Origin of the sequence: Leucobacter sp. wl10, from assembly GCF_003569785.1 — a bacterium.
In the GTDB taxonomy this organism is placed as follows: Bacteria; Actinomycetota; Actinomycetes; order Actinomycetales; family Microbacteriaceae; genus Leucobacter.
This window is the reverse complement of the sequence record NZ_KZ983992.1, coordinates 35713-62551: the sequence shown is the minus strand read 5'-3', so window position 1 is coordinate 62551 and position 26839 is coordinate 35713. Positions and strand designations below refer to the sequence as shown.

The window sequence follows — 26839 nt, the reverse complement described above, 5'->3', positions numbered from 1 at the left end:
GTCCGACCCCCGCGCTACGCTGTGCCCATGACCGACGAGCGCGCCATCACGCACCCCGCCGACCGCCACGATCGCATCCGCGTGCAGGGAGCCCGCGAGCACAATCTCAAGGACGTCAGCGTCGAACTGCCCAAGCGGCGGCTCACGGCGTTCACGGGAGTATCGGGTTCGGGCAAGAGCTCGCTCGTGTTCAGCACGATCGCGGCCGAGTCGCAGCGGCTCATCAACGAGACCTACAGCGCGTTCGTGCAGGGCTTCATGCCGTCGCAGTCGCGGCCCGACGTCGACGTGCTCGAGGGGCTGACGACCGCGATCATCGTCGACCAGGAGCGCATGGGGGCGAACCCGCGCTCGACGGTCGGAACCGCGACCGACGTCAACGCGATGCTGCGCATCGTGTTCTCCCGTCTGGGGCGGCCGCGCATCGGCTCGCCCAACGCGTTCTCGTTCAACGTGGCCTCCGTGAGCGGGGCGGGCGCGGTGACGATGGAGCGGGGCGGCAAGCAGGTGAAGGAGCGCCGCAGCTTCGAGGTGCTGGGCGGCATGTGCTCGAACTGCGAGGGCCGCGGCAGCGTGAGCGACTTCGCGCTCGACGAGCTCTACGATGCCGAGAAGTCCCTGAGCGAGGGCGCGCTGAAGGTGCCCGGCTACAGCATGGACGGCTGGTACGGGCGCCTGTTCTCGGCCCTGCTGCCCATGGACGTGCCGATCCGCGAATTCACCGAGCAGCAGCTCGAGGACCTGCTGCGCAGGGAACCGACGAAGGTCAGGGTCGAGGGCGCCAACCTCACCTACGAGGGCCTGATCCCGCGCATCCAGAAGTCGATGCTGTCGAAGGATCGCGAGGCCATGCAGCCCCACATCCGCGCCTTCGTGGACCGCGCGATCGTGTTCCACGAGTGCCCGGCGTGCACCGGCACCCGGCTCAACGAGACGGCGCGCTCCTCGAAGATCGAAGGCCGCTCCATCGCCGACGTCTGCGCCATGCAGATCTCCGACCTCGCCGGGTGGGTGCGCGCCATCGAAGACCCCGGCCTGGCGCCGCTCATCGAGAAGCTCGCCGACACGCTCGACTCGTTCGTGCAGATCGGCCTCGGCTATCTGTCCCTGGAGCGGCCGACGGGCACCCTCTCGGGCGGCGAGTCCCAGCGCACCAAGATGATCCGGCACCTCGGCTCCCCCATCACCGACGCCACCTACGTCTTCGACGAGCCCTCCATCGGACTGCACCCGCACGACATCCAGCGCATGAACCAGCTGCTGCTCAAGCTGCGCGACAAGGGCAACACGGTGCTGGTGGTCGAGCACAAGCCCGAGATGATCGCGATCGCCGACCACGTGGTCGACCTTGGGCCGCACGCCGGCGCGGATGGCGGCGAGATCTGCTTCGAGGGCACCGTGGAGGCCCTGCGCGCCTCGGCGACGCTCACCGGCCGCCACCTCGACGACCGGGCGCGTCTCAAGGACGCCGTGCGCGCCTCGACGGACGCCATCGAGGTGCGCGGGGCCGACCTCCACAACCTGCGCGACGTCGACGTCGACGTGCCGCTCGGCGTGCTGTGCGCGATCACGGGCGTTGCGGGCTCGGGCAAGAGCTCGCTGATCCACGGCTACGTGTCGAACCGCGAAGGGGTCGTGGCGGTCGATCAGGGCGCGATCAAGGGGTCGCGCCGATCCAACCCGGCGACCTACACCGGCCTGCTCGACCCCGTGCGCACGGCCTTCGCGAAGGCCAACGGCGTGAAGCCCGCGCTCTTCAGCGCGAACTCGGAGGGGGCGTGCCCCGAGTGCAAGGGGGCCGGCATCATCTACACCGACCTCGGCATGATGGCCACGATGGAGAGCGTCTGCCGGCTGTGCGAGGGCAAGCGCTTCGACGCGGCCGTACTCGAGTACACCCTCGGGGGCAAGAGCATCGCCGACGTGCTCGACCTGTCGATGACCGAGGCGCTCGAGTTCTTCTCCGGCGGCGCCGAGACCGGCGCGGAGGCGAGGATCCCGAAGGCCGTGAAGATCCTCGAGCGCCTCGTCGACGTCGGCATCGGCTACCTCAAGCTCGGGCAGGCGCTGTCGACGCTCTCGGGCGGGGAGCGGCAGCGGCTCAAGCTCGCGATCCACATGATCGAGGACGCCGAGGTCTACGTGCTCGACGAGCCCACGAGCGGCCTGCACCTCGCCGACGTGGAGCAGCTGCTCGGGGTGCTCGACCGGCTGGTGGACGCGGGCAAGAGCGTCATCGTGATCGAGCACCACCAGGCCGTCATGGCGCACGCCGACTGGATCATCGACATCGGTCCGGGCGCCGGAGCCCAGGGCGGCGCGATCGCCTTCGAGGGCACCCCGCGCGACCTCGTCGCCGACGGATCCACGCTCACCGGCCAGCACCTCGCGGAGTACGTCGCGTTTCCGTGAGAACGCGGATCTCAGCCTGAGAGGTGCCGCAAGAACCGTTCCGGGGCGTCGAGGAAGAGCCGCCAGTTCCGCACCATCTCGAGATCGTCGTACTCTGCGAGGCGCATCCCCCAGTCTCCGAACTCGTAGATGTCCGCGCCGCGCACCGCCGCGAGAATCGGAGAGTGCGTGGAGAGGATCACCTGCGATCCCTCGGACACGAGACTCCGCAGGTGCAGGATCAGCGACAGGCAGCTCGAGAACGACAGCGCCGACTCCGGCTCGTCGAGCAGCCACAGCCCATCGATCGCCGAGCGGTTCGAAAAGTACTCGACGAACGACTCCCCGTGGCTCTGGTGGCCCAGCCGCCCGGGCGACTCGATCGATTCGAGGTAGCCGAGATGGCCGTGCATGGTTTCGGCGCGGAGGAACACCCCCCTGCGTGAAGCACCCGCACCGCGGACGACGCGCAGATACTCGTCGAGCGGCGACTCCGTGATCTGCGTACGGTGCATCGCGCTGCTGGTGCCGCCCTCCGGGTTCAGCCCGAACGCCGACGCGATCGCCTCGACGATGGTCGATTTGCCGGCCCCGTTCTCGCCGACGAACACGGTGAACGAGCCCAGATCCAGCCCGTCCTCGAGCAGCTGCCTCACTGCCGGGATCCGCGCGACCCACTCTCGCGGGTCGATCCGCGAGCTCGGATCCCGCTCGACCCGTCGTATGGGCAGCGCGCTGAACTCGACCATTCCCCCAGCCTGCCACAGCGCCGGGGCCCGGCCAAGGTGGGCGGGGAGCATCGATACCCAGTTGCGGTCTCGACGGATGTCGGATGGTCCCCGCGGAGCACCGGGAGGCGATCCGCCGGAGCCGGGAGACCCCGCGCGGCCCCCGGCACCGGCCGCGAACTACGGCGCGCTCGGCAGCTCGTTGACCGCGCGGATCAGGCGGTACAGGTCCCCCACCCCCCGCTGCCGCGGCGTCAGCGCGATGCGGGGCAGGTCGGGCCGATCCCCCTCGGCGACCTCGGCGGGGCGCGTCTCGGCACGCTCTATGCCACCCCTGAGGCAGAGGCCGGAGAACCGGTCGTTGAGGTCGGCGAGCTCCGCGTCGCTCGGGGCGGCCCGCAGCCGCATCACGAGTTCGTCGTCGAACCACCTGAGCGAGTCGTAGTTGCGCCAGAACCCGGCGATCGCCTCGATCGCGGCGTCGACCGAGTCGGTGACGAGCACCCGGTCGAGGTCGTTGACGGAGATCAGGCCCGAGCCCGCGAGCTCCTCCGTCACGAAGCTCGCGAAGCCGCGCCAGAAGGTGCCTCCGACGCGATCGAGCAGCACGATCGGCATGGGCACCATCTTGCCGGTCTGCTGCAGCGTGAGCAGCTCGAAGGTCTCGTCCATGGTGCCGAACCCTCCCGGCAGGCAGATGAAGCCGCGCGACTCCTTCACCAGCATGAGCTTGCGCGTGAAGAAGTACTTCATGGCCACCCGGCGATCGTCGGTGGCGGTCGCCGCGCTGGGCCGCTCCTCGAACGGCAGGCTGATGGAGACGCCCAGCGACCGATCCGGCCCCGCACCGGTGGCCGCGGCCTCCATGATGCCGGGACCCGCGCCCGTCACGACCATCCACCCCTGCTCGGCGAGCCCTCGCGCGGCGGCCTCGGCCGCGAGCCAGAGCGGATCGCCGACGCGCGTTCGCGCGGAGCCGAAGATCGTGACCTTCGGTGTGTCCACGTACGGCGCGAACAGGCGGAACGCGGTGCGCATCTCCTCGACCGCGGCCGCCGTGATCTTCAGATTGAGGCGGCTCGTGTCATCCTGCCCCAGCCCGATGCCGGCCGTGAGGATACGCCGGATCAGACTGCGCTGCGCGGTGATCCCGGTGTCGGCGATCATGCGGTCCAGGGCTTCCCGCAGTGCGTCGTCGTTCGATGGTGCTTCCACCCTGCCAGCCTATCGGCGCTGCCCGGCCGCGGCACCGGCGGGACGTCCGCTCAGGCGGTGACGACCTCGGGCGCGCCCGTGCCCGCCTGGTGGCCCATATCGTCGGCGATCCGGTTCGCCTCCTCGATGAGCGTCGCGACGATCTCGCTCTCGGGCACGGTCTTGACGACCTCGCCCTTCACGAAGATCTGCCCCTTGCCGTTGCCGGAGGCGACGCCGAGGTCGGCCTCGCGCGCTTCACCGGGGCCGTTCACGACGCAGCCCATCACGGCGACGCGCAGCGGCACGCTCATGCCCTCGAGCCCCGCCGTCACCTGATCTGCGAGCGTGTAGACGTCGACCTGCGCCCGCCCGCACGAGGGGCAGGACACGATCTCCAGCTTGCGCTCGCGCAGGTTCAGCGACTGCAGGATCTGCAGGCCCACCTTGACCTCCTCGACGGGCGGGGCCGAGAGTGAGACCCGGATCGTGTCGCCGATGCCCTCGGAGAGGAGGATGCCGAAGGCAGTCGCGCTCTTGATCGTGCCCTGGAACGCGGGGCCGGCCTCGGTCACGCCGAGGTGCAGGGGCCAATCGCCGCGTTCGGCGAGCATGCGGTACGCCTTGACCATGACGATCGGATCGTTGTGCTTGACCGAGATCTTGAAATCGTGGAAGTCGTGCTCCTCGAACAGCGAGGCCTCCCACACGGCGCTCTCGACGAGCGCCTCCGGGGTCGCCTTGCCGTACTTCTCGAGCAGGCGCCTGTCGAGGGATCCCGCGTTCACGCCGATGCGGAGGGAGACGCCCGCGGCCCCGGCGCGCCGGGCGATCTCCCCCACCTGGTCGTCGAACCTGCGGATGTTGCCGGGGTTGACGCGCACCGCCGCGCAGCCTGCGTCGATCGCCGCGAACACGTAGTTCGGCTGGAAGTGGATGTCGGCGATGACCGGGATCTGCGACTTCTTCGCGATGATGGGCAGCGCCTCGGCGTCGTCGCGGCTCGGGCAGGCGACCCGCACGATGTCGCACCCGGCCGCGGTGAGCTCTGCGATCTGCTGCAGCGTCGCATTGATGTCGGTGGTGGGCGTGGTGGTCATCGACTGCACCGAGATCGGGGCGCTGCCGCCGACGCGCACCGACCCGACCGCGATCTCGCGGGATCTGCGCCTCGGCGCGAGCACCTCGGGAGTCGTCGGCATTCCCAGATTGACTGCTGCCACGGGCTCGAGTCTACCGCCCGCTCTTGCACACGCGCACACAGTGCCGAGATGACGCGTGCGGGACGCGTCGGTGCTCAGTAGGTCGGGGCCGGGGGCAGCCCGAAGTAGTCCTCGAGGTTCACGATGCCGCGCGAGCGCATGTCCTCCGAGACCGCCGCGCCGACGTAGCGGAAGTGCCACGGCTCGTAGATGAAGCCGACGATCGGCTCCTGCCCCGCGTCGTAGCGCAGGATGTACCCGAACCGGGAGGCGTTCGCGCGGAGCCACTGCCCCGTCGCGGTCTCGCCGAAGCAGCTCTCGAGCGTGCAGCCCGAGCCGTCGTCGAGGTCGACGGTGAGCCCGGTCTGGTGCTCGGAGTATCCCGCCCGCGCCGAATAGGTCTCCGCGGCAGCGAGCCCGTCTCGGGCGACGTAGCTGTCGAACAGCGACGTCTGGTACGCGTAGCTGCGGTACGCGCTCGTGATGGTGAACGGGAGGCCCGCGGCCGAGGCCTCCGCATACATCGACTCGAGCGCGGTGGCGGCCTCGCCGCGCACGGGCTGGCCGTTGGTGTTCGGGATCCCGGCCGGCGTGCGCAGGTCGCCCGGCTCCCAGTCGATCGGATTGAACGGGCGCTGCTTGTTCACGACCACGGTGATCGAGGCGGGATCGTCGGCGGTCGCGGCCGACCGCACCCGCTCGGCGGTCTTCTGCTCGGCGGCCGCGACCGCCGCATCGTGCTCGGCCCGGACCTTGTCGAGCGCGGCCACGAGCGCCGCCGCCGCGGCGGCGGCGCCGGGAAGCGGCGAGGTCGACGCGGCGTTGCTCGCGTCGGCGAGGGCCTGGAGCGCCTCGGGCGACGCCGAGGTGAGCGGCTCCGCCTGGGTCGCGGCTCCGGCGACGAGCGCGGAGCGGGCGGCGTCCGCGGCGGCGGCGAGAGTCTCTCGCTGCTGCGTCACGGTCCGGAGCGACTCCTCGGCGTTGCGCTGCGCCCGCTCGCGCGAGGCGAGCGCTGCCTCGATGGCCGCCGTCGCCTTGCGCAGGCCGTCAACGCTCTCGGGTGCGACGGCATGCGGGGGCAGCCTTGCCCCCTCGGCTCCGGTCTCACCCAGCGCGTCGCGCGCCTCGGCCCCCGAGGTCACGGCCGCGGCGAGCGCGGCCTTCGACTCCGTTCCGGCCAGCGCCTCGGGTAGCACCTCCGACAACGTGCGGGCCCCGTCCAGCTCCTCGTCGAAGTCGGCGATCGCGCCGGCGAGCTCCGTCGCGCGAGCCGCCTCTTCGGAGGGGGTCTCCCACCGCTGCAGCGCGGCCTCGTAACCGGCGCTGGCCTCGCGCCCCGCGAGGACCTGAGCGGTCCAGAAGGTCGCGACCGCGGCCAGGAGCACCGCCGCCAGTCCGAGCATCAACAAGGTGGCGCGGCGCCGCTTGGCGCGGGGGGCCGACGGCCGGCCGGCCGGCGGCCTCTCGGCAGCGACTGGGTCGGGGGGCGGGAGAGGGGGGTTCACCCGACTCATTCTAAACGTGCGCGGATGGCAGACGCCGAGACGAGGCCGTCGGCGATCCGCGTGGACGCGACGCCGCGCACGAGCCCCTCGACCGGTATCACCCGCCATTCGACCGCGAGCACCGCGGACTCCTGCGCTATGCCGACGGGTGGAGGTGCTTCCACCAGCACATCACGCTGCTCGGCGTCGACGAACTCGTCGCCGGGCCGCTGCTGGATTCGGCGCGGGAGACCTTCGAGTACTCGCCGGAAATGCTCGATCGCATCGGCCGGTCGCCGGAAGGCCTGCTGCCCATCGCCGCGAGTCTGGAACAGGCCGACCTGTTCGTGATGCCGGTCGATGACGGCGTCGTGGGAAGGCGAGTGCTCTGGCTCGCCGAGGGCGAGCTCATCGACGCCTTCGATTCGATCGGACAGTGTTTCGCGAGCATGATCGATTACACGAAGCGCCGAAGCCGCAAGATGCGGGAAGAGGCGGGCGAGGGCGGGCTCTGAGCGCAGGCGGGCGCTCCGACCGCGAGGCGGTCAGCCGAACAGCGACACCGGTTTCACGATGTCGGCGTACATCAGCAGCGCGCTCATGGCTCCGAGCACCACGACCACGGCGAAGGTGACCGGCACCATCTTCGCGGTGTCGATGGGGCCCGGGTCGGGTTTGCGGCGCAGCCGCGCGATCCCCCGCTTCGCCCCCTCGTAGAGCGCCCCGGCGATGTGGCCGCCGTCGAGCGGCATGAGCGGCACCAGGTTGAAGACGAACAGCGCCACGTTGAGCGAGCCGAGCAGCCCGAACATCATCTGCGCGCGCGCCGCGACGGGTGCCTCGTCGAGGCTCACGACCTCGCCGGCGAGGCGGCCGACGCCCACGACGCTCATGGGCCCGTTCGCGTCGCGCTCCTCGGTGCCGAATGCGGCGTTCCAGATGTCGACCATGCGTTCCGGGAGCCGCACGACGACCCCGACGACCCGCTCGACGTTCTGCCCCACGAACGCGGGCACCGCGGTGATCGGCTGCGAGACGGTCTCCGATGCCGGAGTCGCTCCGATCATGCCGACGGTCTCGGTGACCGGATCCCCGTTCGCGTCCGTCACGGGCTGCCCGCTCTCATCTACGACCGCCCGCTCGTTCGCGACCGGCGTGAGCCGCAACTCCTCCTGCGCCCCGTCGCGCTCGATCGTCACGCGCAGGGCGCGCCCCGGGGCGTCGCCCACGATGCCCCGGAACTGCTCCCAGCTCTCGATCGCGGTGCCGTCGGCCTCGATCACGCGGTCTCCGGGGCGCAACCCGGCCTCGGCGGCTGGGGCCGCCGGATCGCCGCTGCCGCAGGCGGTCGCCGTGCTCGAGGCCGACAGCAGGCACTGACTCACGCTGCCGAGGGTGGTGCTGCTCTGCGGCAGGCCGAAGCCCACGAGCACGATCCCGAAGAAGACGAACGCGAGCACGAGGTTCATGAGCGGCCCGCCGAGCATGATCACGATCTTCTTCCAGACCGGAAGCCGGTAGAAGGTGCGGTGATCCTCCCCCGCCTCGATCGTCTCGGCGCTCGCCAGCCGGGCATCGTCCACGAGTCCGCCGAGTCCGCGCCGCGGCCCCTCCTCATCGAGCGCCGATCCGCCCGGACCACCGCCGCCCGCGGCGGGCACGGGATCGCCGACGCGCTCGATCTCGGCGACCACATCGCCCCGCGAGGCCCGCTTCACGGGGCCCGCACCCTCCTCGACGACCGAGTTGAGAAAGCCCGTGGTCGACGCGCGCGGCGCCTCGCCCGGCTTCTGCGGCGGGTACATGCCGGTCATCGCCACGTAGCCGCCGAGCGGGATCGCCTTCACCCCGTACTCGGTCTCGCCTTTCTTGCGCGACCACAGCGTCTTGCCGAAACCGACCATGTACTGCGTCACCTTGACGCCGAAGAGCTTGGCCGGCACGAGGTGGCCGATCTCGTGCAGCGCGATGGACACGGCGAGACCAGCCAGGATGATCGCGATCCCGAGCAGGTAGAGCAGCACCTCAGTCACGCACTCAGGCTAGTGTGCGGCGCTGTGGAGTTTCGGGGAGCGCCCCGCCGCCGCTCGGAGACGGCTTGTCCTCGAGCACCGATCCGCCGCCGTGCACCTCGCGCTGCGCGAAGACCGGTGCTTTGCGGTGAATCGGTGCTCGAAGGTGCGGGCCGCGCGAGGGAGCACGCGAGGCACCGGATCAGCGCGCCCCGCGCGCAGAGATCACCCGTTGCGCGCGCTCCCGAGACCACCGCTCCGCCTCCGCGAGCGACTCGAGCGTGAGCTGCTCCGAAGCCGCGTGCGCCTCGAGCACCGCGCGCACCGTGTCGACGATGTCGAGGAAGCCGATCCTGCCCGCGTGGAACGCCTCCACCGCCTCCTCGTTGGCGGCGTTGTACACGGCCGGGTAGGTGCGGCGGGCGCGCCCCACCTCCTTCGCCAGGTCCACCGCGGGAAATGCCTCGGAGTCGAGCGGCTCGAAGTCCCAGCTCTTCGCCCCGCTCCAGTCGAGGGGGGCGCTCGCGTTCGCGAGGCGCTCGGGCCAGGTCAGGCCGAGCGCGATGGGCAGGCGCATGTCGGGGAGCGAGGCCTGGGCGATGGTGGATCCGTCGACGAACTCGACCATGGAGTGCACGATCGACTGCGGGTGCACGACCACCTCGATGTCGCTGTACGAGACGCCGAACAGCAGGTGCGCCTCGATGACCTCGAGCCCCTTGTTGACGAGGGTCGCGGAGTTCGTCGTGACCACGCGGCCCATCTTCCAGGTGGGGTGCGCGAGCGCCTGGGCGGGCGTCACGTCGCGCAGGGAGGCGCGGCTGCGACCGCGGAACGGGCCGCCCGAGGCGGTGAGCACGAGTCGCCGCACCTCGTCGACGCGGCCCGATCGCAGCGCCTGCGCGATCGCGGAGTGCTCCGAGTCCACGGGCACGATCTGGCCCGGGCCGGCGATGCGGGTGACGAGGTCGCCGCCCACGATCAGCGACTCCTTGTTCGCGAGCGCCAGCGTGCGCCCCGCCTCGAGGGCCGCGATCGTCGCCGCGAGGCCGATCGATCCGGTGATGCCGTTGAGCACGACGTCGGCGGGCACCTCCCGGATCAGTTTGACGGCCTCGTCGACGCCGAGCGCGGTGTGCTCGACGTTGAACTCGTCGGCCTGCTGCCGCACCCGGTCGGCCCGCCGGCCCGCCGCCAGCCCCACGACCTGGAACCTCGACGGGTTCCTGCGGATCACGTCGAGCGCCTGCTCGCCGACCGAGCCGGTGGATCCCAGAATGACGACGCGCCTCATGCCCTCCATTCTGGCGGTTCGGCGCGAGCGCCGCAGCCTCCGCCGCTCGCGCGGGAGGCCGCGGCGGGCGCGGCGGCTACTGCGCCTGCTGCGAACCGGCGGGTACGGTGCCGAGGATGTCGAACACGAAGACGAGCGTGTCGTCGTTCGTCACGTCCAAGTTGGGGTTTCCCCGCTTGAGCTGCGCCGCGGTGTTCGGGCCGTAGCCCTCGGCGGGCGGCAGGATCGCGATGATCTGCGAGCCGACCTTCTGCCCCTCGAGCGCCTTCGTGAAGCCGGGGACGACCTCATTCGTGACGAAGGGAGCGGGCTGGCCCCGGCTCCAGCTCGAATCGAACTCCTCGCCGGTGCGCCAGATCACGCCGCGGTAGTTCACGTAGACGCGGTCTCCGGGCTGCACCTTGTCGCCGTTGCCCTGGATGAGCGTCGCGATCGAGAGATCCTTGGGAGCCTCCGCGCCCTTGGGCATGGTGATCGTGGGCGAGCCGTCCTTCGCGAGTTCCACCGCCGGGAAGCCGGAGGGCGCCTTCTTCGCGGTGCCCTCGGCCTTCTTGAGCAGCTGGTCGGGCTTGAGGGTTCCCGGCTGCGCCGGCGCGTCCTTCGCGTCGGTGATCTTGCCGAACTCCATGACGATGACGATGGAGTCCTTCTCTGTGATGCCGGGGACGCCGGTCTGCTCCGGCTTGGCCTTGCCGAAGACCTCGGCGTAGGGGGCGATGACCGCCGCCTGCTCGCCCGTCGTCGCGCAGCGCAGCCCCTCGTACGCCCAGCCGGTCAGCCCGTTCTTGCTGAACGGCACGCTGGACTCCGGGAGCTCCTGCACCACCGAGCCGTCGGAGCCGCTGAACATCGTCATGGCGACGCTGACGGCCTGGCCATCCTTCGCGGTGCCGCCCTTGCCCGGCTTCAGCACCGAGCGCTCGTACTTCTTCGCCGAGACCGGGGTCTTCGAGGTCAGTTTGAGGCCGGAGCCGACGTTGCCCTTCACCTCGACGGAGTCGCTGGCCTTGCCTGCGGGGAGGCAGTCCGCTCCTGCCGAGTCCTGCGCAGGCGCGCCTCCCGCCGAGCAGGCGGTCATCAGCAGAGCGCCGGCGAGCGCGACGGGAAGAAGGACGCGGGAGAGTTTCACAGTGGATGGTTCCTTACACACGACGGGGCCGATCGGCCGATGAGGTCGTTCCGAAGTATTCCGCATCCGACTGCCCGCGACCTGAGAGCGGCCCCGGAGAGCGCTGAAGCGGGGCGCGGGATCAGCGCTTCGCGGGCGCCGGCAGGATCGCCCGGGCAGTGGCCACCGCGAGCGCCACGAGCAGAGCCATCGTGACGAGGTCGCACGCGATGTAGACGTAGTGCCACGGCGACTGCCCGGGATCCGCCCCCTGCAGCACGAGGTCGGTGCGCGCGTTGAGCGGCGGCCGCACGGCGGCCACCTTGAACGCGAACACCAGCAGCAGGCCGAACCAGATCCCGAGCCGGGCGCCGCTGATCCGCGCGGCCGCGGGCCAGAAGCTGAGAATCGTCAGGGCGAGCAGGATCGCGCCCTCCACGAGGTTCAGCGCCGCGAACACGAGGCGCCCGATCCCGAGCCCCAGGGGGATGGTGATGCCCGGCGCCTGGAACTTGAGGGGCGCCTCGATGAAGGAGATGGCGGCGATCATGCCGAACCACAGCACGGGGAGCGCCAACCGCCACAGCTCGATCCCGATCCGCCGCCGCTGGGCCGCTACCTGCTCGTTCATGCGTCGTCCTCCTCCGATCGCGCACCTGCGATTCCTCGGCCCGCCGTCGGCTTCGAGGCGCGCGCCGCGAGCGCTGCGGCGTAGAGCTCCCGGGCGGAGATCCCCGTCGCCCCGGCGACGGCGCGGGTGGCGTCCTTGAGCCGCTCGCCATCGGCCACGCGCCGCTGCACCTCGGCGAGCGCCGTCTCCGGCGACGCCTCGAGCTGCGGGGCGCCGCCGACCACCAGCACGATCTCGCCGCGCACGCCCTCCGCCGCCCACGCCGCGAGTTCGCCGAGCGTGCCCCTGCGCACCTCCTCGTGCAGCTTGGTGAGCTCGCGGCAGACGGCCGCCGGACGGTCCTCTCCGAAGATCCGCGCGAGATCGTTCAGCGCGGCGGCCAGCCGAGTCGGTGACTCGAAGAGCACGAGGGTGCGGCGCTCGGTCGACAGCTGCTCGAGGGCGCGGGATCGCTCCCCGGCCCGGCGCGGCAGGAACCCCTCGAAGGCGAAGCGGTCGGTGGGGAGGCCCGCCACGGCGAGTGCCGTGATGACGGCGCTGGGCCCCGGGATCGCACTCACCTCGACGCCGCTCTCGGCCGCGAGCTGCACCACGCGGAATCCCGGATCGGAGACGGTCGGCATGCCCGCGTCGCTCACCAGCACCACGTCCTCGTCCGCGGCGCGCTCCACGAGGGAGGCTGCGCGCTCGTGCTCGTTGTGGTCGTGCAGCGCGACGAGCTCGGGCCGGTGCTCGATGCCGAGCAGGCGCAGCAGCTGCGCCGTGCGGCGTGTGTCCTCGGCGGCCACGACCGTCGCCCGCTCCAGCGTCTCGCGCAGCCTGGGCGACGCATCCCCCAGGTTGCCGATGGGGGTCGCGGCGAGCAGGATCATGCCTCCATCGTATGCCCGGACCGGGCGCTGCGCGGACCGCCCGCGGCGCCGGTCGGGGCTTTCCTAACGTCCGGCGTGCTGGGAGTCGCGCATGGCGGCGCGGGACAGACACGACCAATGGCCCCAGTGGACGACCGGGATACGACGCCCGGCGCGACCCCCTGCCCGAAAGCCGCCGAAACGCACCGATCCCACCAACCCCACCAAGCTCGCGGAGCTGGTCCGTGTCGCCGACGCCCGGTGGGTGATCGAGGAGACCTTCCAGGCCGCCAAAGGCCAGACCGGGCTGGACCACTACCACGTCCGGCAATATACCGGCTGTTATCGGCACATCACCCTCTCAGGGAGCCGAAGCATCCCGCCGTGACCGACGCCGCGCAAGCGGCAGGACTCGACACCGGGCAGACCGTGGTCGCCGCTGCGGTCGCCTCGACCGATCCGCTCGTGATTGTCGAGGGCGCGGCGGGCGCGGGCAAGACCACCATGCTCGGCATCGCCATCGAAGTCGCGGCCACCGATGGGCGCGCGTCGAGGGTGGTTGCGCCGAGGCTGCGGGCGGCGCAGGTCGCGCACCAGGAACTCGGCGTGCCCGCAACCTCCGTCGCGGCGCTCGTCTACGCGCACGGCTGGCGCTGGAACGAGGACGGCGCATGGACACGACTCAACCCCGGCGACCTCGACCCCGACACGGGGAACATCTACACCGGCCCGCCGCGCGATGCGGTGCTTGCTCGGGGTGAGCGGGTGATCGTGGACGAGGCCGGGATACTCGACCAAGACACCGCCCACGCACTCCTGGCCGTCACCGCCGAGGAAGGGGCGACGGTCGCGCTCGTCGGCGACCGAACACAGTTGCCAGCCGTTGGTCGTGGCGGGGTGCTCGACATGGCCGCGCAGATCAGGGGCCGCACCTACGACATGACCGAATTCCACCGATTCACCGATCCCGAGTACGCGGCGCTGACGCTGGCGATGCGTGACGGGAGCACCCCGGCGAAGTGTTCGACCAGCTCGCCGCGATGAACCTCGTCACCCTGCACACCGACGAGGACGCGGCCCGCGAGCACATCACCGCCCACGCCCAGGACGGCGAAGCGATCACGGTCGCCACGAACGACGAAGCCGCCGAGCTGAACGAGCGCATCGGCACCGGGAGGGTCGAGCGCGGCGAGGTCGACGACACGGTAACCGCGACCGGCAGCGACGGGCTGAGCATCGGGGCTGGCGACCTGATCCAGACGCGCAAGAACAGCAGCGACCTCGGTGTAGCGAACCGGCAGCAATGGCTCGTGCAGCGCGTCACCGACGAGGGCACCGTCTACGCCCGCGAGGTCAGCAACGCAGGCAAGCACCTGCGCACGGTCGCGCTCCCTGCCGAGTACGTGGGAGAGCACGCGCACCTGTCGTATGCCGCGACCGCCTACGGCGTCCAGGGCGCAACCGTCGATGCCTCGCACACGATGTTGTCGGGGGCGACCAGCGCGGCAGGCGTCTACGTCGGCGCCCTCACCCGGCTACCTCCTGGCGATGAAGCTGCACGCCTCACGGGACGAACGCGACCTCGAAGACGCCGTGATCTTGTTCAGCCGGCTCGGCTACACCACCGCCCAAGAGTGCATCGAAATGCTCACCGCGACCTATCCGGCCGGTCAACTCCTGCCCCGGCACCGCTACCTCGCCGAAGAAGTCGCTACCCGCGCGCGCACCCGGTGCGACACCAGCGGGAAGCCGACACATAGACCCGATGCCGCAAAACATGGTCGGGAGCAGGGTCGAGGCGATGCCAGCCTCGATCCGTTCCGCGACCCCTGGCAGCATCGCCCCGGGTCGGACAGTGATGGGCCAACACGCGGCCTGTAAGCGGCCGGGCGGCGGAGCACCGCGCTTCCATACCGTTCGTCAGCCTGTCGCAGTAGACTGAGAACCGCAGAAACTAGCCGATCAAGACGCCACTACTTTTGCTCCCCTAAGGGGTCCCACCTTCACGGTGGGACCCCTTCAGCCTAGATCAGGTGCGCGCGGCGTACCGACTGTACACGATGCCCGAACGGAAGACGGTCGCCTCGAGCGCGCGCAGACCGTCGAAGCGGTAACCTTCGGGGAAGAGGCGGCGTCCACGACCCTGCACGACGGGATAGGCGAAGAGGCGATACTCGTCCACGAGTCCTGCTGCGATCAGCGCGTGACACAGCCGGATGCTGCCGGTGACCACGATGTCCTTGCCCGGCATCGCCTTGATGCGCCTGGCGAAGGCGATCGGATCCTCCCTGACGAGCTCGGTTCTCCGCCATGCGGCATCGGTCAGGGTGGATGTCACGACGAACTTGGCGACGCGGTCGAGATACTCGCTGACCCCGGTCGTGTCGCTGCCCCGCTGCCGGGGCCAGTAGGCGCGCATGTCGACGAACGTCCGTCGTCCCAGGATCAGCGCGTCGGCGTTGCGATCCTGACGACGCACCTCGGCGATGATGTCGGACTCGTCGACGCCGTCGGCGCCCTGCGGCTCGAACCAGTCGTCGAGCATCTCGACGGATCCGTCGAGCGTGATGTTCTGCGTCACCGCCAACGTGCGCATGGCCCCTCCGTCGCTCACGGCCGCTCGTGACCGCGTCGTGCCGGCGCGGACGTCTGCTGATGCGCCACGACTCGCCATCGGGCATCCCGGTGCGCATACACCGTCGTACAGATGTACTCGGACGGCGCGGGTTCGTTATTCCACCGTGCGCGAGCGCGGTAGGAGAGCACGGCGACGCCCTCGTCGGGGCGGATCAGTGTGACATCGGCGGAGTCCACCTGCGTCCAGTGCCGGCCGGCTGCGACCTCGCCGTGGATCGCCGCCACCGCGTCGTCCCTACCGATCCGCCCCACGTTCTCGAAGACGAGCACGGCTTCGGGAAGGAACGTCGTCGCATAGATCGCGGCATCGTTCGACCAGAGGCTGCGCTCGATCTCGGTGAGCTCGTCGAGGCGTCCACCTGCATCGGTGCCGGACGCACCGCCCTGCTCGCGTGGTCGATCGGTCATGATGAACTCCTTCCGGCTGGCTCCAGTGTGCTCCCGGGTCTGTCACCGCGCATCGACCGATCGGTGGATTCGGGGGCGCCGGACACCGCCTACCGTGTGGTCCATGTCGTCTCCGCACGAGAACAGGTCATCGATGGCCGCCCAGCCAGAGCGGTCGCTCGCGCCCGATATCGCGCGGGGGCTGATGCTCGCGCTCATCGCACTCGCGAACGTGATGATCTACCTGTACGGACGCCCGTACGGCCTGCGCCAGCACATCGTCGAGCGTGACGTCCTCGACCGCGTCACCACCTTCCTGATGGTGACCTTCGTCGACGGCAGGGCCTATCCGCTGTTCGCCGCGCTCTTCGGGTACGGGATTGTCCGGATCGCGGACCGGCTGCGATCCGAAGGCGCGAGCGAGCGGACGGTCTCGGCCGCCCTCCGGCGCCGATCGGTCATCCTGATCGGATTCGGCTTCGTGCACGCGCTGGTCGCGTTCTCCGGGGACGTGCTCGGCTGGTACGGGCTGATCGGCGTCGTCCTCGCCGCTCGCACCCGAATGAGCGATAGGGCCCTGCTGACGATGGCGGCCGGATGGCTAGTCGTGGCCTCGGCCCTGCAGGGGCTCGTCTACGCGAACCCCGAAGTGACGGACCAGCGTGGGTTCCTCTGGTCCTACGCCATCGACGATCCAGCCGAGGCGGCCGCCTGGCGACTGGTCGAATGGCTGATGACGCCGTTCGGCCTGCTCTCGGTCGTCAGCGCCGTCCTGGTCGGCATGTGGGCAGGGCGGCACAGGATCCTGGAGCGACCGTCTGCGTACCGGCGGCTGCTGCGAGTCACCGCGACGACGGGGATCCTCGCGGGCATCGTCGGTGGCGTGGGGATGGCAGCGGCGACCGTCGGCATCTGGACGCCGCCGTTCCCGGCCATCGCGCTGCTGTCATGGGCTCACATCCTCACCGGGGTCCTCGCCGGATTCGGGACCTTGGCCCTCATCGCCATCCTCGTCCCGGCACGGGAACCGGGGCCGGTGATGCGTGCGCTGCAGGCCACCGGCAGGAGATCGCTCAGCGCCTATCTCGCGCAGACCGTCGTCTTCGCCATGCTCCTTCCGGCGCACACGCTGGGCTGGGGCGCCACGCTGGGCACGGCCGGTGCCGCCGCGCTGGCACTGTGCACCTGGCTCACCACCGTCGCGGTGTCAGCGGGCTTGGAGCGGCGAGGCTTGCCGGGGCCGGCCGAGCGCCTGATGCGACGCCTGCGCCGCATCAACGGGAGCGCCGGGGTAACTAGAATGCAGCCATGAACCTCGTGGGCGCGAGCCGTCCGCATGGAGCCCCGATCGACGGATTCTGGCTCCTGATCCCGTACGCGCTCCTCGCCGTCACGCTCGTCATCACGGTGGCCGAGAAACCGTCGCCGGATTCGCTCGCCTGGATGCTTGCACTCGCCGTGGCCGCCGCCGCATGGCACTGGTGGTGGGCGATCCGGCACCCTCGCTGGCTCGGGACGAGCCTGCTGCCGATGGCCGTCTACTTCTTCGGGATGCTGGCGGCCGCGACGGCGCTCTGCGGGATCAGCTTCAGCTTCCTCCCCGTCTATCTGGCGTGCTTCGCGCTCGCGTTCGTCGCCCTGCCCGGCCCCTGGGCCTACGTCGGGATCGCCCTCACCGGAGTTCTCGCACTCGCCATCCCCTGGATGCTGAACCCCACCTTCGACAACGTCGCGGCGATCGTCGGCGGCGGCGCACTGGCGAGCGCCGCCGGCTGGTCCATCCGGGCGCTCGAGCGCAGTGCGGACCGGCTGGAGCGGGCGCTCGCGGTCAACAGGGCGCTCCAGGAGCAGCTGGTGGCCGACGCGCGTGAATCCGGACGGATCGGGGAGCGGGCGCGCCTGGCCGCCGAGCTGCACGACACCGTCGCCGCCGGCCTCACCGGGGTGCTCAGCCAACTGGAGGCCGCCGACGCCGTCTCCGACCCGGCGCATCCGGTGCGCGAGCGCATCCGGGTCGCGGCGGACGCCGCGCGTGAGACGCTCGCCGAGGCGCGCCGTGCCATCACGGCGCTCCGGCCTTCTGTGCTGACGACGCGGTCGCTTCCCGGTGCGCTCGCAGCGGTCACGTCGGGGTTCCAGCGCTCTAACGGGATGCCCGTGATCCTGCAGATCACGGGGACCGAGACGCAGGTCCCCGAGCCGATCGAGCACGTACTCGTCCGCGCGACGCAGGAGGCGCTGACCAACGCCGCACGGCATGCGGATGCGCGACTCGTCCACGTCACGCTCTCCTACCTCGAGGATGCGATCGCGCTGGACGTCTCCGACGACGGCGCAGGACTGCGGTCGCGGGCGCACCGGCCGGGCGGACAGGGGCTGAAGCTCATGCGCGAGCGCGCCGAGGGGGTGGGAGGGTCGGTCGCCGTCCACTCTGTCACGGGCCGCGGAACGACGGTGACCGTCAGCGTCCCGCTCGCGCCGGGGGTCAGCGATGACCGGTGACGGCGCGATCCGCATCCTTCTCGTGGACGATCATCCGATCGTGCGCGACGGCCTGCGCGGACAGCTCGAACCGGTGCCGGATCTGGTGGTCGTCGGCGAGGCGGCGAGCGCCGAAGAGGCGCTCGCGAACCTCCAGCGAGGGAGCATCGACGTGGTGATCACGGATCTGAGGATGCCGGGCGGCGGAGGCCTCGAGCTGCTGCGGGCGATCGCCGCACAGCACCCCGCTGTGCGCACACTCGTCCTCACCACGTACGACACCGACGCCGAGATCGCCGCCGCGCGTTCCGCGGATGCCGGCGGATACCTCCTCAAGGACGCCTCGCGCGAAGAGATCTACCGGGCCGTCCGCGTCGTCGCGCAGGGCGGTCGGGTGTACGCCCGCCCGGTCTCCGAGCAGATCCTCCGAGCGTCGGCCGCCGAGGGCCCGGTGCTCACCGCTCGGGAGGTCGAGGTCGTCAGGCTCGTCGCGAGCGGCATGACGAATCGGCAGATCGGCGCCGCGCTCTACGTCGGGGAGTCCACCGTGAAAACGCATCTACAGCACATCTTCCGCAAACTGGACGCTCCCGACCGTGCGGCCGCGGTGTCGTCGGCATATGAGCTCGGGCTGCTCTGAGTCTCCCGTTCGATGCGGGAGTCTCACCGAGACGGCGAGACAATCTCTTGCCGGATCACGACACCGCTTCGATGCTTGAAGGCGGCCGTCAGGAATGTTCGTGTCCCGCCTGCATGTTTCGCTCCCCGGATTTCTCTCCCATCAACTGCGACTGCGATCAGTGTGTGCATGCCGTGTGTGTGCGAACACGGATGGACCCCGAGTTCGAGACCAAGCTCGTCTACGTGGTCGGCCTGTATCTGAATCAGCCGGAGCAGGCGATCGTGCTGTGCATGGACGAGAAGAGTCAGCTCCAGGTGCTGGATCGCACCCAGCCGTCACTGCCGCTGAAGCGAGGACGGGCGGGCACGATGACCCACGACTACAAACGCCATGGCACCACGACGTTACTCGCGGCGCTGGAAGTGGCCACCGGGAAGGTGTTCGGTCAGTGCCTGCCCAAGCACCGTCACGAGGAGTTCCTCACCTTCCTCAAGACGATCGAGAAAAACGTGCCGCGGGAGCTGCAGATCCACCTGATCCTGAACAACTACGCCACTCACAAGCACGCCGATGTGCGCAAGTGGCTGGGCAGACACCTGCGGTTCCATCTGCACTTCACCTCGACTTCGTCGTCGTGGCTCAACCTCGTGGAACGGTGGTTCCGGGAACTGACCGACAAGGCCCTCCGACGCGGCGTGTTCCGCTCCGTCCCCGAGCTCATCGCAGCGATCGAGGACTACATGGACACCCACAACGACGACCCAAGACCCCTGGTCTGGACCGCCTCAGCAGAATCCATCCTGGAGAAGGTCGCCCGCGGCGCCGGTCGGGCGCCCTGCTAGGCTTGCTCGGCTATGCACTCCTCGAGCAGCGCCCCGGCCCGGCGCGACACCCTGATCGCCCGCACCGGGCTCCTCTACTTCCCGCTCGCCCTCGTCGCGCGCTTGCCCTTCGCCATGGGCGTCGTCGGCGTGCTCACCCTGCTGGTCTCGGTGCGCGGGTCGGTCGAGATCGCGGGGCTGGGCTCGGCGATGGTCGGCATCGCGTCGGCGATGTTCGGGCCGCTCGTCGGGGCCGCGGCCGATCGCTACGGCCAGCGTCCGACCCTGCTGGCCGCCGCCTGCGTCAACAGCGCGGCTCTCGGGCTGCTGGCCTGGGTCGCCTACAGCCCGCTCCCCTCGCCCGCGGTGTTCGCCTCGGCGTTTCTCGTGGGCGCCTCGGTGCCGCAGACCTCGCCCATGTCGCGGTCGCGCCTCGTGACGATCGTCCAGCGGGAGCTGCCCGCGGCGCGCCGGCCCCGCACCATCTCGACCGTGCTCGCCTACGAGTCGGCGGCCGACGAGATCATCTTCGTGTTCGGACCGGTGATCGTGGGCCTGCTCGCCACGACGATGGGGGCGTGGGCGCCGATCGCCGGGGCCGCGGCTCTCACGCTGGTCTTCGTGACCGCCTTCGCCCTGCACCGCACGGGCGTCGACGCCAAGTCCCCGGAGGAGCGTGCGGCGACGCTCGCGCCGGCGTCCGAGCTCGCGCGCCCCTCCCTGCTCGTCGTCGTGGTCGGCATCTTCGCCGTGGGCATGGTCTTCGGCACGACGCTCACGTCGCTCACCGCGTTCATGCAGGCGCGCGGGGCGGCCGAGTCTGCCGGGCTCTTCTACGGGGTGATGGGCGTGGGGTCGGCGATCCTCGCCATCAGCGTCGCGCTCTTCTCCCCGCGCTTCACGCTGCGCTACCGGTGGCTCGTCTTCGCGCTGTGCATCGTGGCGGGCGAGGCGATCCTCTCCTCGGCGGGCCGCGCCGGCAGCGGCGTCGGGATCGTGGCGGCGGGCCTCGCGGTCACGGGCGTCGGGATCGGGCCCCTGCTGGTGACGCTCTACGGCTTCGGCTCGGCGCGCAGCCCCGAGGGCCGCTCGGCCACCGTGATGACGATGCTCGGGTCCGGGATCATGCTCGGCCAGTCGCTCGCCGCCGCCGTCACCGGCGCGGTGGCCGAGGAACTCGGGGCGGGTGCCGCCATGGTGCTGCCCCTTTGCGCGGGGCTGGTCGTCGTGCTCGCGGGGCTGATCAACTGGCTGCTCACCCCGCGCGGCGCCCGCTGAGGCTCTGGAGGACGGCCCGGGCTTCTCACCCGCGCTCCCCCCTCGTCCCGGTTCCCTCCCCGCGCCCGCGCGGCGCCCGCTCCGGCACCCGTCCCGTCTCGGCGGGCGTACGGAATAGGGCGCCCGCAGCCCGCGTTTCAAGAGAGTGGAAGAATGGAGAACATGCCTGCTCTCGAGCTCATCCCCGCGGAGGTCGCCGAACTGCGTGCGGCCTTCCCCTACTTCGCTGCTCACGACGCCCTCGCGGCGCGAACGGGGCTGCGCGCCCCGGCGTACCTCGACGCTGCGGCGACCTCGCAGCGGCCGGCGGCCGTGCTCGACGCGGAGCGCCGCTTCCTCGAGACGGCGAACGCGGCCGTGCACCGCGGCACGAGCGGGGCCGTGGGGGCCGCGACCGAGGCCTTCGAGGGCGCCCGGGCCGCGGTCGCCCGGTTCGTCGGTGCCGACGCGCCCGAGCAGATCGTCTGGGCGGAGAACGCCACCGACGCGCTCAACACGGTGGCGCTCGGCATCGGCGAGGCGAACGCCGGGCTGGGCGTGCCGGGCAGCGAGCGCTTCGCCCTCGGCCCGGGCGACGAGATCCTCGTCACCGAGGCGGAGCACCACGCGAACCTCATCCCGTGGCAGCGGCTCGCGGCCAAGACCGGGGCGTCGTTCCGCGCCATCCCCGTCCGCGAGGACGGCACGTGGACGCTCGACGACGCGCGGGCGGCTCTGAATGAGCGCACGCGCATATTCGCCTTCGCGCATATCTCCAACGTCACCGGATACGTGGCGCCCGTCGCCGCGCTCGCGCAGCTGGCGAGCAGCGTCGGGGCGATTACTGTGCTCGACGCGTGTCAGTCCGTGCCGCACGTGCCCGTGGACTTCTCGGCGCTCGGCGTCGACTTCGCCGCCTTCTCGGGGCACAAGATGCTCGGCCCCAACGGCATCGGCGTGCTCTACGGGCGACCGGAGCTGCTCGCCGCGCTGCCGCCCTCGCGCACCGGCGGGTCGGCCATCACGCGGGTGACTCTGGAGACGGCCGAGTACATGCCGCCGCCGATGCGCTTCGAGCCGGGTACGCAGCCCGTCTCCCAGGCGGTCGGCCTCGGAGCCGCCGTCGCCTTCCTCGAGGACGTCGGCGTCGACCGCACGGCGGTCCGAGAGCACGAGCTCGTGGAGCGGCTCGTCGCGGGCATCGAGGCGACGCCGGGCGTGCGGCTGCTCGGACCGGCGGATCCCTCGCAACGGGTCGCCCTCGCGGCGGTGTCGGTCGAGGGGCTGCACGCGCACGACGTGGGGCAGTTCCTCGACGAGCAGGGCGTGCTCGTGCGCGTGGGGCACCACTGCGCGCAGCCGCTGCACCGCGCCCTCGGCATCACGTCGAGCACCCGGGCCAGCGTGCACCTCACGACCACCGAGGACGAGATCGACCGCTTCGTCGACGCCCTCCGCGGCGCGCAGCGGTACTTCGGGGTGGAGGCCGCGGCATGAGCGCACTCGACGGCCTGTACCAGGAGCTCATCCTCGACCACTCGAAGCGACCGGTGAGCAAGGGCGTCTTCGAGGCGCCCGGGGGGACGATCACGGCGTCGCATCACGAGTTCAACCCGAGCTGCGGCGACGAGATCGATCTGTCGATCGCGGTCGACCCCGCGAGCCGGCGCATCGAGCGGCTGGCCTGGGAGGGGCAGGGGTGCTCCATCTCCATCGCATCGGCCTCGATCCTCTCGCAGCTCGTGCGCGACGAGCGGATGACCGTCGACGAGGCCCGCGCCCGCATCGGCGCCTTCCGCGAGATGATCCAGGCGCGCGGCGAGGGCGAGCCCGACGAGGAGCTGCTCGGCGACGCGGTGGCGCTGCAGGGCGTCTCGAAGTTCGTGATGCGCGTGAAGTGCGCCATGCTGGGGTGGGTGGCGCTCGAGGCCGACCTCGCCCAGGTCGAGGCGCAGCGCGCATGACTCCGGATCTCGCTCCGGACAGCGGCGCAGCGGACGTGGTGGCGGCGCTCGAGGCGCTCGAGGATCCGAAGGCGCGGGCCGTCAACGAGCGGCACGGGGACGATCACGGGGTCAACCTGACGGGGCTGCGGGCGATCGCCCGGGCGCTGAAGCCGAACCAGGATCTCGCGCTCGAGCTGTGGGCGACGGGGTACACGCCCGCCCGGCTCGTCGCGCTGCTCATCTGCAGGCCCCGAGCCTTCGGCGAGGCGCAGCTCGACTCCATGCTGCGCGATGCGCGCGTCCCGAAGGTGCACGACTGGCTCGTGAACTACGCGGCGAAGAAGAGCCCGCACGCGGAGAGGCTGCGGCTCACCTGGCTCGCGGATCCCGACCCCGTGATCGCGAGCGCGGGGTGGGCGCTCACCACCGAGCGGGTCGTGAAGAGGCCCGAGGGCGTCAACCTGACGGGCCTGCTCGACGTCATCGAGGTCGGCATGCGAGACGCCCCGGATCGGCTGCAGTGGGCGATGAACTGGTGCCTCACCCAGATCGGCGTCTGCCACGAGGAGCACCGGGCCCGGGCCCTCGAGATCGGCGAGCGCCTCGAGGTGCTCAAGGACTACCCGACGTCGCCGGGCTGCACCTCGCCGTACGCGCCGATCGCGATCGCCGAGCTCGTCTCCCGGCGCGGATAGCGCCCGCTCCGCCGCCGCAGCGGTTCCGCCGCTCGGACCGAGGCGAGCGCGATCCGGGCCGCTTCTCGGATCGGGCGCGGCGACCGGGGGGCTTCCCGGACGGCGAGCGGCGGGGCGGCCTCGCGCGGGTCGGGCTACGCCCTCTCGACCAGCTTCGCGGTCGCGCTGCCGGGCTCCGCCAGGCGGTCCGCGACCTCCCGGATGAGGGCCTGCATCGCCGCGCTCGCGTGCGTCGGGGCCATGTCGGAGCGGCGGGCCACGCTGATGGTGCGGGTGAGTCCGGGGTCCGCGAGCGGCGACGCGCGCAGCTGCGGCCGGTCGACCGCGACCATGGCCGGCACGACGGCGACCCCGATGCCTCGCTCCGCGAAGCGCAGTGCGGCATCCATCTCCGCCCCCTCGACCGCCACCGCGGGCGCCAGTCCCTTCGCGCCGAACGCGGCGTCGACGGCGACGCGCAGGTCGTAGTTCTCCGGGAACAGCACCTGCGGCACCGCAGCCAGCTCGTGCAGTTCGACGCCGCGCGATCCGGTCCTCCCGCGCCTGACGCCATCATCGCCCGGTTCGACCTCTTCACGCCCGAACGGATCCGGACTCGCCGCCGACGAGACCACCACCAGCCGCTCGCTCAGGATCGGCTCGCGCTCGAGCACCGCCCGCGCCGCTCCCGACGAGACGCTCGTCACTATGAGCGCCAGGTCGAGGGAGCCGTCCATGAGCGCCGCGATGAGACTGCGCGACCCGCGCTCCAGGATCTCGATGTCGATGCCCGGATACCGCCCGCGGAACTCTGCCAGCACCTCGGCGACGAGGCTCGTGCAGAGCGTCGGCGTGGCACCCAGCCGCACGCGTCCCCGGCGCAGGCCCGCGAGCTCCGCCATCTCGCTGCGGGCGGTCTCGGCGTCCGCGAGCATGCGGCGCGCGACGGGCAGCAGCCGCTCCCCCGCGGCCGTGAGGGCCACGTTGCCGCGCGCGCGGTGGAAGAGCTCGACGCCGAGCTCGTGCTCGAGGGTGGAGATCTGCCGGCTCAGCGAGGGCTGGGCGAGGTGGAGGCGCTCGGCCGCACGGGTGAAGTGCCCGGTCTGGGCGATCTCCGCGAAGCCCCGGAGCTGTTCGAGATTCATCTTTCATAGCATAACCGCATCGTCACTATTAGAACTATTCATTGGAGTAATCGAACGCGGATCCCTAGCGTGGTCCGCATGGACACCATCGCAGCAACCACCGACACAGCGACCCGCGAGCGCCTGCTCTCCACCTCCGTCCTCGTCATCGGCACTGGGGGAGCCGGTCTCCGCGCCTCGATCGAGCTCGCCCAGCGCGGGGTGCAGGTGCTCACCGTCGGCAAGCGCCGCAAGCACGACGCGCACACCACGCTCGCGGCCGGCGGCATCAACGCCGCCCTCGGCACCGTCGACCCCGAGGACAGCTGGCAGCAGCACGCCGCCGATACGCTGCGCGAGTCGTACTTCCTCGGCGATCCCGCCATCATCGAGGTCGTCGCCAGAAACGCGGCACGCGGCATCGAGGAGCTCGAGCAATGGGGCATGCCCTTCGCGCGCGAGGCGGACGGGCGGATCAGCCAGCGCTTCTTCGGGGCCCACCGGTACCGGCGCACCTGCTACGCCGGCGACTACACGGGCCTCGAGATCCAGCGCACCCTGCTGCGCCGGGCCCGCGAGCTGAACGTCCCCATCGTCGACACCGTCTACATCACCCGCCTGCTCGCCGCCGACGGACGGATCTTCGGCGCCTACGGCTTCGACATCGTCGACGGCACCCCCGTGCTCATCCACGCCGACGCCGTGATCCTCGCGGCCGGCGGCCACAACCGCATCTGGCGCAACACGTCCTCGCGGCGGGACGAGAACACGGGCGACTCGTTCCGCCTCGCCGCGCTCGCGGGCGGCAGGATCCGCGATGCCGAACTCGTGCAGTTCCACCCCTCGGGCATCCTGGAGCCCGCCGACGCAGCCGGCACGCTCGTCTCCGAGGCCGCGCGCGGCGAGGGCGGGATCCTGCGCAACGCGCTCGGCGAGCGCTACATGGAGCGCTACGACCCCGAGCGCATGGAGCTGTCGACCCGCGACCGTGTCGCCCTCGCGAGCTACACGGAGATCAAGGAGGGCCGCGGCACCACCAACGGGGGCGTCTTCCTCGACGTGTCGCACCTGCCGCGCGAGACCATCTTCGAGAAGCTCCCGCGCGTCTACCGCACGCTCATCGACCTGCAGATGCTCGACATCACCGAGCAGCCCATCGAGATCGCCCCCACCGCGCACTACTCGATGGGCGGCGTGTGGGTGAATGCCGAGAGCCACAGCACCGGCGTCGACGGCCTCTACGCGATCGGCGAGGCGTCATCGGGGCTGCACGGGGCCAACCGGCTCGGGGGCAACTCGCTCATCGAGCTGCTCGTCTACGGCCGCATCACCGGCTCGGACGCGGCCGAATACGTGTCGGGGCTCGCGCACGTGAGCCGTTCCGCGGAGGCGGTGGGTGAGGCGCGCGCCGAGATGCAGAACCTGCTCTCGGGCAGGGGCACCGAGACTCCGCGCCTGCTGCAGCGGGCCGTGCGCGATCTCATGACCGAGCACGCGGGCGTGGTGCGCCACGAGTCGGGCCTGCGCGAGGGGCTCGAGAAGCTCGGTGCGATCGAGGATCGCGCGACCCGCCTCGGGGTGCATCCCGACATCGCGGGCTTCGACGACCTCGCCCACGCCTTCGACCTCTACGGCTCGCTGCTGGCTGCGCGGGCGACGCTCGAGTGCGCGATCGAGCGCCGCGAGACGCGGGGCTGCCACAACCGCTCCGACTTCCCCTCGCAGGACGACGCGCTGCGCGGCAGCTTCGTGTGGACCCCCGGCGGCGGCGTGACCTTCGAGCGCGTGGCCGAGGCGCCGGACTCGTTCCGCGATCTCGCCCACGACACGATCGACACCTCGGTGAGGGGCAAGCTCGTCGAGTAGAGATCCCGACGCGCGGGCTTCCCTCCGCGCGCGGGGACGCCGTTCGCGCGACCGGATCGGGCCCGAACGCCGCGAGTAGGCTTCGCTCACAACTGGACGATTTCGACGCGTCGGACGAAAAAACCGGCC

25 protein-coding genes and 1 pseudogene are annotated in these 26839 nt (G+C 71.0%); 13 read left to right on the top strand and 13 right to left on the bottom strand.

Translation table 11 applies throughout. The annotated features are described in order from the left end of the window. Positions 1-27: 27 nt before the first annotated feature. Positions 28-2412, top strand: a complete 2385-nt coding sequence (locus tag D1J51_RS07425; RefSeq protein WP_119074652.1) for an ATP-binding cassette domain-containing protein — start codon at positions 28-30, stop codon at positions 2410-2412. An 11-nt stretch (positions 2413-2423) separates the two neighbouring features. On the opposite strand, the gene D1J51_RS07420 is transcribed toward D1J51_RS07425, so the two are convergent. From D1J51_RS07420 to D1J51_RS17870, 5 genes are all read right to left on the bottom strand, one after another. Next, a complete protein-coding gene (locus D1J51_RS07420; RefSeq protein WP_119074553.1) occupies positions 2424-3140 on the bottom strand; it encodes an AAA family ATPase in 717 nt (238 codons plus the stop codon). Positions 3141-3299: 159 nt separating this feature from the next. Next, positions 3300-4286 (bottom strand): LOG family protein, encoded by a 987-nt coding sequence (locus D1J51_RS07415; protein ID WP_119074552.1) that lies wholly within the window; start codon positions 4284-4286, stop codon positions 3300-3302. A 98-nt stretch (positions 4287-4384) separates the two neighbouring features. Further along, a complete protein-coding gene (ispG, locus tag D1J51_RS07410; protein ID WP_119074551.1) occupies positions 4385-5515 on the bottom strand; it encodes a flavodoxin-dependent (E)-4-hydroxy-3-methylbut-2-enyl-diphosphate synthase in 1131 nt (376 codons plus the stop codon). Positions 5516-5610: 95 nt separating this feature from the next. Continuing rightward, positions 5611-7020 carry a M15 family metallopeptidase gene (locus D1J51_RS18360; RefSeq protein ID WP_240423026.1) on the bottom strand — a complete coding sequence of 470 codons (1410 nt, stop codon included), beginning with the start codon at positions 7018-7020 and terminating at the stop codon, positions 5611-5613. Between the two features lie 5 nt (positions 7021-7025). Further along, entirely contained in the window at positions 7026-7184 is a 159-nt protein-coding gene (locus D1J51_RS17870) for a hypothetical protein (RefSeq protein ID WP_162903710.1), read from the bottom strand. An 87-nt stretch (positions 7185-7271) separates the two neighbouring features. Here D1J51_RS17870 and D1J51_RS07400 point away from each other — a divergent pair, with 87 nt between their 5' ends. Further along, positions 7272-7514, top strand: a complete 243-nt coding sequence (locus D1J51_RS07400) for a hypothetical protein (RefSeq protein WP_119074549.1) — start codon at positions 7272-7274, stop codon at positions 7512-7514. A gap of 30 nt (positions 7515-7544) precedes the next feature. Here D1J51_RS07400 and D1J51_RS07395 read toward each other — a convergent pair whose 3' ends face one another. From D1J51_RS07395 to rsmI, 5 genes are all read right to left on the bottom strand, one after another. Beyond that, a complete protein-coding gene (locus D1J51_RS07395) occupies positions 7545-9032 on the bottom strand; it encodes a M50 family metallopeptidase (protein ID WP_205547800.1) in 1488 nt (495 codons plus the stop codon). 181 nt (positions 9033-9213) lie between these two features. Next, complete coding sequence (gene dxr / locus D1J51_RS07390; protein WP_119074547.1) at positions 9214-10305, bottom strand: 1-deoxy-D-xylulose-5-phosphate reductoisomerase; 1092 nt, start codon at positions 10303-10305, stop codon at positions 9214-9216. A 76-nt stretch (positions 10306-10381) separates the two neighbouring features. After that, complete coding sequence (locus D1J51_RS07385; protein ID WP_119074546.1) at positions 10382-11434, bottom strand: FKBP-type peptidyl-prolyl cis-trans isomerase; 1053 nt, start codon at positions 11432-11434, stop codon at positions 10382-10384. 121 nt (positions 11435-11555) lie between these two features. Further along, positions 11556-12044 carry a hypothetical protein gene (locus D1J51_RS07380; RefSeq protein WP_119074545.1) on the bottom strand — a complete coding sequence of 163 codons (489 nt, stop codon included), beginning with the start codon at positions 12042-12044 and terminating at the stop codon, positions 11556-11558. Next, on the bottom strand, positions 12041-12916 hold the full coding sequence (rsmI, locus tag D1J51_RS07375; RefSeq protein WP_119074544.1) for a 16S rRNA (cytidine(1402)-2'-O)-methyltransferase: 876 nt from the start codon (positions 12914-12916) through the stop codon (positions 12041-12043). Before rsmI ends, D1J51_RS07380 begins: the two co-directional genes overlap by 4 nt. A gap of 363 nt (positions 12917-13279) precedes the next feature. Here rsmI and D1J51_RS18350 point away from each other — a divergent pair, with 363 nt between their 5' ends. Continuing rightward, a complete protein-coding gene (locus D1J51_RS18350; protein WP_240423024.1) occupies positions 13280-13939 on the top strand; it encodes an AAA family ATPase in 660 nt (219 codons plus the stop codon). Further along, on the top strand, positions 13915-14655 hold the full coding sequence (locus D1J51_RS18345; RefSeq protein ID WP_240423022.1) for a hypothetical protein: 741 nt from the start codon (positions 13915-13917) through the stop codon (positions 14653-14655). Before D1J51_RS18350 ends, D1J51_RS18345 begins: the two co-directional genes overlap by 25 nt. Positions 14656-14924: 269 nt before the next feature. Here the strand turns inward: D1J51_RS18345 and D1J51_RS07360 are convergent, their stop codons facing one another. Next, complete coding sequence (locus D1J51_RS07360) at positions 14925-15491, bottom strand: dihydrofolate reductase family protein (RefSeq protein WP_119074542.1); 567 nt, start codon at positions 15489-15491, stop codon at positions 14925-14927. A gap of 14 nt (positions 15492-15505) precedes the next feature. Then, a complete protein-coding gene (locus D1J51_RS07355) occupies positions 15506-15940 on the bottom strand; it encodes a nuclear transport factor 2 family protein (RefSeq protein WP_119074541.1) in 435 nt (144 codons plus the stop codon). A gap of 133 nt (positions 15941-16073) precedes the next feature. Here D1J51_RS07355 and D1J51_RS07350 point away from each other — a divergent pair, with 133 nt between their 5' ends. From D1J51_RS07350 to D1J51_RS07315, 8 genes and pseudogenes are all read left to right on the top strand, one after another. Continuing rightward, complete coding sequence (locus tag D1J51_RS07350; RefSeq protein ID WP_205547798.1) at positions 16074-17231, top strand: DUF418 domain-containing protein; 1158 nt, start codon at positions 16074-16076, stop codon at positions 17229-17231. Then, positions 17228-18421 carry a sensor histidine kinase gene (locus tag D1J51_RS07345; protein WP_119074539.1) on the top strand — a complete coding sequence of 398 codons (1194 nt, stop codon included), beginning with the start codon at positions 17228-17230 and terminating at the stop codon, positions 18419-18421. The genes D1J51_RS07350 and D1J51_RS07345 overlap by 4 nt, the downstream gene beginning before the upstream one ends. Next, on the top strand, positions 18411-19040 hold the full coding sequence (locus D1J51_RS07340) for a response regulator (protein WP_119074538.1): 630 nt from the start codon (positions 18411-18413) through the stop codon (positions 19038-19040). The genes D1J51_RS07345 and D1J51_RS07340 overlap by 11 nt, the downstream gene beginning before the upstream one ends. A 194-nt stretch (positions 19041-19234) precedes the next feature. Beyond that, positions 19235-19864: pseudogene (locus D1J51_RS07335) on the top strand (IS630 family transposase); the annotation flags it as partial. A 12-nt stretch (positions 19865-19876) separates the two neighbouring features. Beyond that, positions 19877-21121: an MFS transporter gene (locus D1J51_RS07330; protein ID WP_119074537.1), complete on the top strand. Its 1245-nt coding sequence runs from the start codon at positions 19877-19879 to the stop codon at positions 21119-21121. A 153-nt stretch (positions 21122-21274) separates the two neighbouring features. Then, positions 21275-22597: an aminotransferase class V-fold PLP-dependent enzyme gene (locus tag D1J51_RS07325; protein ID WP_119074536.1), complete on the top strand. Its 1323-nt coding sequence runs from the start codon at positions 21275-21277 to the stop codon at positions 22595-22597. After that, positions 22594-23064 carry a Fe-S cluster assembly sulfur transfer protein SufU gene (gene sufU / locus D1J51_RS07320; protein ID WP_119074535.1) on the top strand — a complete coding sequence of 157 codons (471 nt, stop codon included), beginning with the start codon at positions 22594-22596 and terminating at the stop codon, positions 23062-23064. Before D1J51_RS07325 ends, sufU begins: the two co-directional genes overlap by 4 nt. Continuing rightward, a complete protein-coding gene (locus D1J51_RS07315; protein ID WP_119074534.1) occupies positions 23061-23741 on the top strand; it encodes a DNA alkylation repair protein in 681 nt (226 codons plus the stop codon). Before sufU ends, D1J51_RS07315 begins: the two co-directional genes overlap by 4 nt. Positions 23742-23875: 134 nt before the next feature. Here D1J51_RS07315 and D1J51_RS07310 read toward each other — a convergent pair whose 3' ends face one another. Further along, positions 23876-24865, bottom strand: coding sequence for a LysR family transcriptional regulator (locus tag D1J51_RS07310; protein WP_119074533.1), 990 nt, complete (start codon positions 24863-24865; stop codon positions 23876-23878). A gap of 78 nt (positions 24866-24943) precedes the next feature. On the opposite strand from D1J51_RS07310, the gene D1J51_RS07305 reads away from it, so the two are divergent. After that, complete coding sequence (locus tag D1J51_RS07305) at positions 24944-26710, top strand: FAD-binding protein (protein ID WP_119074532.1); 1767 nt, start codon at positions 24944-24946, stop codon at positions 26708-26710. Positions 26711-26839 lie beyond the last annotated feature (129 nt).